Raw genomic sequence first — 4,422 nt, forward strand, 5'->3', positions numbered from 1 at the left:
TAAAAAAAGGTGTTGACTTTTGTAAAGGCCTATAATATAATATGTCTTGCGTCAAGCGAACGCGGAAAATTAAATACCGTTTACGGGGTGTGGCTCAGTTTGGCTAGAGCGCCTGGTTTGGGACCAGGAGGCCGCAGGTTCGAATCCTGTCACCCCGATGCTGTAAACAACTTTTACCGTTTCAGCGAATATGCGGGTGTAGTTCAATGGTAGAACACCAGCCTTCCAAGCTGGATACGTGGGTTCGATTCCCATCACCCGCTTCTCTGTAAAAAGAGAAATGTGTCTGTAGCTCAGCTGGATAGAGCAACGGCCTTCTAAGCCGTGGGTCGGGGGTTCGAATCCCTTCAGGCACGCTGTGGTGGGTATAGCGCAGTTGGTTAGCGCGCCAGATTGTGGCTCTGGAGGCCCAGGGTTCGAATCCCTGTATCCACCCTTTCGCCTTTGGGCTATCGCCAAGCGGTAAGGCACAGCACTTTGACTGCTGCATTCGCTGGTTCGAATCCAGCTAGCCCAGTCTTTTATATGGAGCATTAGCTCAGTCGGTAGAGCACTTGACTTTTAATCAAGTTGTCCGGGGTTCGAATCCCCGATGCCTCATTGCATCTGTAGAGATACAGATGCTTTTTTTCTTACAGTATCCACCCGGATTTGGAGAGGATACAGAAAAACTTCATAATCCATGCGGGCATGGCGGAATTGGCAGACGCGCCAGATTTAGGTTCTGGTGTCCATGACGTGCAGGTTCAAGTCCTGTTGCCCGCAGTATAAAAAAGCGCCTTATTCAGGCGCTTTTTTATACTGCTTTTTACAGATATTGGATCTGTGCTGAGATATGTCCGTTTTTTTCAATGTTCAGCACGGCATAGCTGGGCTTATGATTTCTCTGGCGGGGGAAAGAAAGACTGCCCGGATTCAGAACAAGTACTCCGTCAATCTCTTCCAGCACAGGACGATGGATATGTCCGAAACATACACAGTCGCAGTTTCTGGATTGTGCTTCATCTACGATTCTGGAAAAGTCCATAGATACTCCATAATAATGCCCGTGACTGATAAGGATCCGATGTCCGGCAATGGAGAGTTCATCTTCTCTGGGAAGGTCAGAGAAAAAGTCGTTATTTCCGGAGACCATGGTGCAGGGACATTCAGCCAGTGCCTCAATATAAAATTCCCTGCCTTCTACGTCTCCGCAGTGGATCAGCATGTCAAAGGGCTGTTCCTTCAGAACTGCCTGTTCCAGATTTCCGTCACGACCGTGCGTGTCACTGACTACAAGGATTTTCATCTGAGCTCATCCTTAATGGCGCGCAGAGCCTTCCCTCTGTGGCTGATCTTATTTTTTTCTTCCATGGAGATTTCTGCTGAAGAACAGCCGTATTCCGGAAGATAAAAGATGGGATCATAGCCGAAGCCGTTTTCTCCTTTTTCTTCATAACCGATTCTTCCTTCCATGGAGGCACGAACTGTTTTTACGGTGCCGTCTGGAAAAGCAGCAGCGATAGCGCAGACAAAACGAGCGGTTCTCTGCTGGTCAGGAACTCCCTCCAGTCTTTGGATCAGGTTCGCGTTTTTGATATGGTAGGAGGTATCTTCGCCCATATAGCGGGCAGAATAAATTCCTGGTTCTTTGTTCAGATAATCAATCTCCAGTCCGGAGTCATCAGCGAGGACAATCTCTCCGGTAAGCTGACTGATTGCTTTTGCCTTGATGATAGCATTTTCTTCAAATGTACTTCCGTTTTCTTCGATATCCGCAGTAATGCCTGCGTCTTTCAGAGAAAGAAGTTCAATATCCAGATCTCCAAGGATCTCACGGATTTCTTTCATTTTTCCTTCATTACCTGTGGCAAAAATCACTTTTTTCATGGATTCATATTCCTCCTTGGCGGTTTGGGTCCCAGAAACTGGTAGTAGTAGGTTTTTAACATACCATTGTATATTTTTCGGTTTTTATCTGCTTTTCTTCCGATGTCATTTTCTGCTTTATCATAGGAAGTGATCAGGTACATGGACCATTTGTCCAGACGGGCAAAGCTTTCACCGATTTCCCGGTAAAGCTGGGGAAGTGCGGCTTTTTCTTCCAGACGTTCGCCGTAGGGCGGATTGGTGATCAAAAATCCATAAGGTTTAGGATGACTCAGATCTTTGACCGCTCTTTGCTGGAAATGGATCAGCTTGTCCACTCCCGCCATTTTTGCATTGGCTCTGGCGGACTTCAGTGCTTCAGGATCAATGTCGTAACCCTGGATGTCTGTTTTGATATCCAGATTTATCCGGTCGTTTGCTTCCTCTATGGCATCATACCAGCATTTGCGCGGAATAATGTGTTTCCAGTCCTCAGAAAGAAAAGAACGGTTCATGCCAGGCGCCATATCTGCTGCGATCATGGCTGCTTCAATAGGAAAGGTACCGCTTCCGCAGAAAGGATCCACCAGAATGCGGTCTTTGTTCCAAGGTGTGAGCATAATAAGTGCAGAGGCAAGGGTTTCTGTGATCGGAGCTTTTACTGTCATCTGGCGGTATCCTCTTTTATGAAGGGATACACCGGAAGTATCAATACCGATGGTGGCGATATCTTTCATAAAAGCAACGCGGATGGGAAAGCTTGCACCGTCTTCCGGAAACCAGGAAATGCCATAAACGCCTTTGAGACGTTCCACAATGGCTTTTTTCATAATAGACTGGATATCAGAAGGACTGAAAAGCGCGCTTTTTACAGAGTTTGCTTTGGCAACCCAAAACTTTCCGTCCTTGGGAATATAATTTTCCCAGGGAATAGCTTTTGTTTTTTCAAAAAGCTCATCGAAAGTAACTGCTTTGAATTCTCCTGTTTTCAGAAGGATACGTTCTGTAGTACGCAGGAATATATTTGCCTGTGGGATTCCGGCGGCATCGGCAAGGAAAGTAACTTTTCCGTCTTCTACCTTGCTTATTTCATAGCCCAGATCCAGAATTTCACGTTTCAGTACAGCCTCCATGCCGAAATGGCAGGGAGCGATCAGTTCCATATATTTCATGGCAGCCTCATTTCTCTGACAGTATTTCCGTCAAAATCTTTAATAGTAAAGCAGTTGTCTTCCAGCACTGCGTAGGTGTGCGGATTGCCTTCTTTGGGGATGGAGACAGAGCCGGGATTAAGAAGAATGTAGCCGTCCATCTGCTCTGCCCTCAGGACATGGGTATGACCATGGATCAGAATATCATTTTCCTGAAGGGGAGGCAGATGATCCTGATTGTAAGTATGACCGTGTGTGGCATAAAAAGTCCTGCCGTCAATAGAAAGGATGCAGTAATCAGCCATGACAGGAAATTCCAGAACCATCTGATCCACCTCTGCCTCACAGTTTCCACGGACTGCATAGATCCGGTTTTTATTTTGATTAAGAAGTGCGATGACTTCTTTGGGGGCATACTCTTTCGGGAGGTCATTTCTGGGTCCGTGATAGAGAAGATCGCCCAGAAGAACCAGCCGCTGTGCATTTTCCTGCTGAAAAGCATCCAGCATTTTGCGGCAGTAGTATGCCGAACCGTGTATATCCGATGCAAACATGTATTTCATTAATGTATTCTCCTTATTTATGGATGTTTTGAGAAAAGTCTCTTTCCCGTTCGGAAAAGGGATTTTCTCTTTTACATTATCATGGTTAGGAAGAAATTACAAGATTTCTTCCGCGATAAGCTTCAAAACCACCGATTACAGAACGGGTACGGTATCCTTTCCGAACAAAAAGACGAGCTGCAGCCATACTGGCGCCGCCTCTTTGGCAGTAAAATACAAGGAGTTTTTCAGGCGGAAGTTCTCTGCATATGGATAATTCCTGATAAGGGAAATTTACTGCGCCAAGAATATGGCTTTTTCTATAAGCATCTGGGTCGCGGACATCTATGATCATAGTATCGGATCGTCCAACATAGTAATCCAGCATTTTTGCAGAAATCGTTTCAATTGGAAACATAACGGTATTCCTTTTTTTATTTATCATATGCGGAAAAACACAAAGGAGCACAAATTAGAAATCCATGCAAAAAAGGAGTGCTGCGGTGGGCGGCACTCCTGTCTGCATCATCATATAAGAAGGGAGAAGCGTTTGCAGTTCAGTAAATTCTTGCTTTAGTATCTGTCGGAATAGTTGTTTTCTTCCAGATCATAGGCATTGGAAAGTTTGTTTTTGGAACTGTTTTTACTGCTGTTTTTCGTGGTGTTTTTTCCACAGTTCTGTGCATTCTGTGTGTTTTTGTCAGTTGCTTTGTTTGTGTTGTTCATTGTTTTGTTTTCAGATTCATAATTTTTGGCCATTTTCATTACCTCCTGATATAATCTGTTGAATACAGCCGCCTGAATGCCGGATGTATTTGTCAACTTGTTTATGACATCCTATAGTATGTTAAAAAAGTTGTAATAATATTCATGAAATCATA

General features: G+C 44.8%; 6 protein-coding genes and 7 tRNA genes. 7 read left to right on the top strand and 6 right to left on the bottom strand.

Annotated elements, in window-relative coordinates; all coding sequences use genetic code 11:
• Positions 1-83: 83 nt before the first annotated feature.
• From RDS42_RS12740 to RDS42_RS12770, 7 genes are all read left to right on the top strand, one after another.
• Positions 84-158, top strand: a tRNA-Pro gene (locus tag RDS42_RS12740).
• A gap of 34 nt (positions 159-192) precedes the next feature.
• Positions 193-263 (top strand) — tRNA-Gly (locus RDS42_RS12745).
• Positions 264-282: 19 nt separating this feature from the next.
• A tRNA-Arg gene (locus RDS42_RS12750) sits at positions 283-356 on the top strand.
• A 5-nt stretch (positions 357-361) separates the two neighbouring features.
• A tRNA-His gene (locus tag RDS42_RS12755) sits at positions 362-435 on the top strand.
• Between the two features lie 10 nt (positions 436-445).
• Positions 446-517 (top strand) — tRNA-Gln (locus RDS42_RS12760).
• Between the two features lie 10 nt (positions 518-527).
• Positions 528-600: transfer RNA gene (locus tag RDS42_RS12765), tRNA-Lys, on the top strand.
• An 84-nt stretch (positions 601-684) separates the two neighbouring features.
• Positions 685-765: transfer RNA gene (locus tag RDS42_RS12770), tRNA-Leu, on the top strand.
• A gap of 43 nt (positions 766-808) precedes the next feature.
• Here RDS42_RS12770 and RDS42_RS12775 read toward each other — a convergent pair.
• The 6 genes from RDS42_RS12775 to RDS42_RS12800 all read right to left on the bottom strand — a co-directional run bounded on the left by RDS42_RS12775 (position 809) and on the right by RDS42_RS12800 (position 4,300).
• The gene (locus RDS42_RS12775; protein WP_308783994.1) at positions 809-1,288 is read right to left on the bottom strand and encodes a metallophosphoesterase; all 480 of its coding nucleotides are present in this window, start codon (positions 1,286-1,288) and stop codon (positions 809-811) included.
• Positions 1,285-1,869, bottom strand: coding sequence for an XTP/dITP diphosphatase (locus RDS42_RS12780; protein WP_308783995.1), 585 nt, complete (start codon positions 1,867-1,869; stop codon positions 1,285-1,287). The genes RDS42_RS12775 and RDS42_RS12780 overlap by 4 nt, the downstream gene beginning before the upstream one ends.
• Complete coding sequence (locus tag RDS42_RS12785) at positions 1,866-3,020, bottom strand: class I SAM-dependent RNA methyltransferase (RefSeq protein ID WP_308783996.1); 1,155 nt, start codon at positions 3,018-3,020, stop codon at positions 1,866-1,868. Before RDS42_RS12785 ends, RDS42_RS12780 begins: the two co-directional genes overlap by 4 nt.
• Positions 3,017-3,562, bottom strand: a complete 546-nt coding sequence (yfcE, locus tag RDS42_RS12790) for a phosphodiesterase (RefSeq protein WP_308783997.1) — start codon at positions 3,560-3,562, stop codon at positions 3,017-3,019. The genes RDS42_RS12785 and yfcE overlap by 4 nt, the downstream gene beginning before the upstream one ends.
• Before the next feature lie 85 nt (positions 3,563-3,647).
• Entirely contained in the window at positions 3,648-3,959 is a 312-nt protein-coding gene (locus RDS42_RS12795; protein WP_308783998.1) for a rhodanese-like domain-containing protein, read from the bottom strand.
• A gap of 155 nt (positions 3,960-4,114) precedes the next feature.
• Complete coding sequence (locus RDS42_RS12800) at positions 4,115-4,300, bottom strand: hypothetical protein (protein WP_308783999.1); 186 nt, start codon at positions 4,298-4,300, stop codon at positions 4,115-4,117.
• Positions 4,301-4,422: the final 122 nt, after the last annotated feature.

It is taken from the genome of uncultured Blautia sp. (assembly GCF_902497045.1).
Classification (GTDB): Bacteria; Bacillota; Clostridia; order Lachnospirales; family Lachnospiraceae; genus Blautia_A.

Bases quoted from the DNA above. Each gene is read 5' to 3' on its own strand.
- RDS42_RS12775 (WP_308783994.1), bottom strand. From the start codon at position 1,288: ATGAAAATCCTTGTAGTCAGTGACACGCACGGTCGTGACGGAAATCTG.
- RDS42_RS12780 (WP_308783995.1), bottom strand. From the start codon at position 1,869: ATGAAAAAAGTGATTTTTGCCACAGGTAATGAAGGAAAAATGAAAGAA.
- RDS42_RS12785 (WP_308783996.1), bottom strand. From the start codon at position 3,020: ATGAAATATATGGAACTGATCGCTCCCTGCCATTTCGGCATGGAGGCT.
- yfcE (WP_308783997.1), bottom strand. From the start codon at position 3,562: ATGAAATACATGTTTGCATCGGATATACACGGTTCGGCATACTACTGC.
- RDS42_RS12795 (WP_308783998.1), bottom strand. From the start codon at position 3,959: ATGTTTCCAATTGAAACGATTTCTGCAAAAATGCTGGATTACTATGTT.
- RDS42_RS12800 (WP_308783999.1), bottom strand. From the start codon at position 4,300: ATGGCCAAAAATTATGAATCTGAAAACAAAACAATGAACAACACAAAC.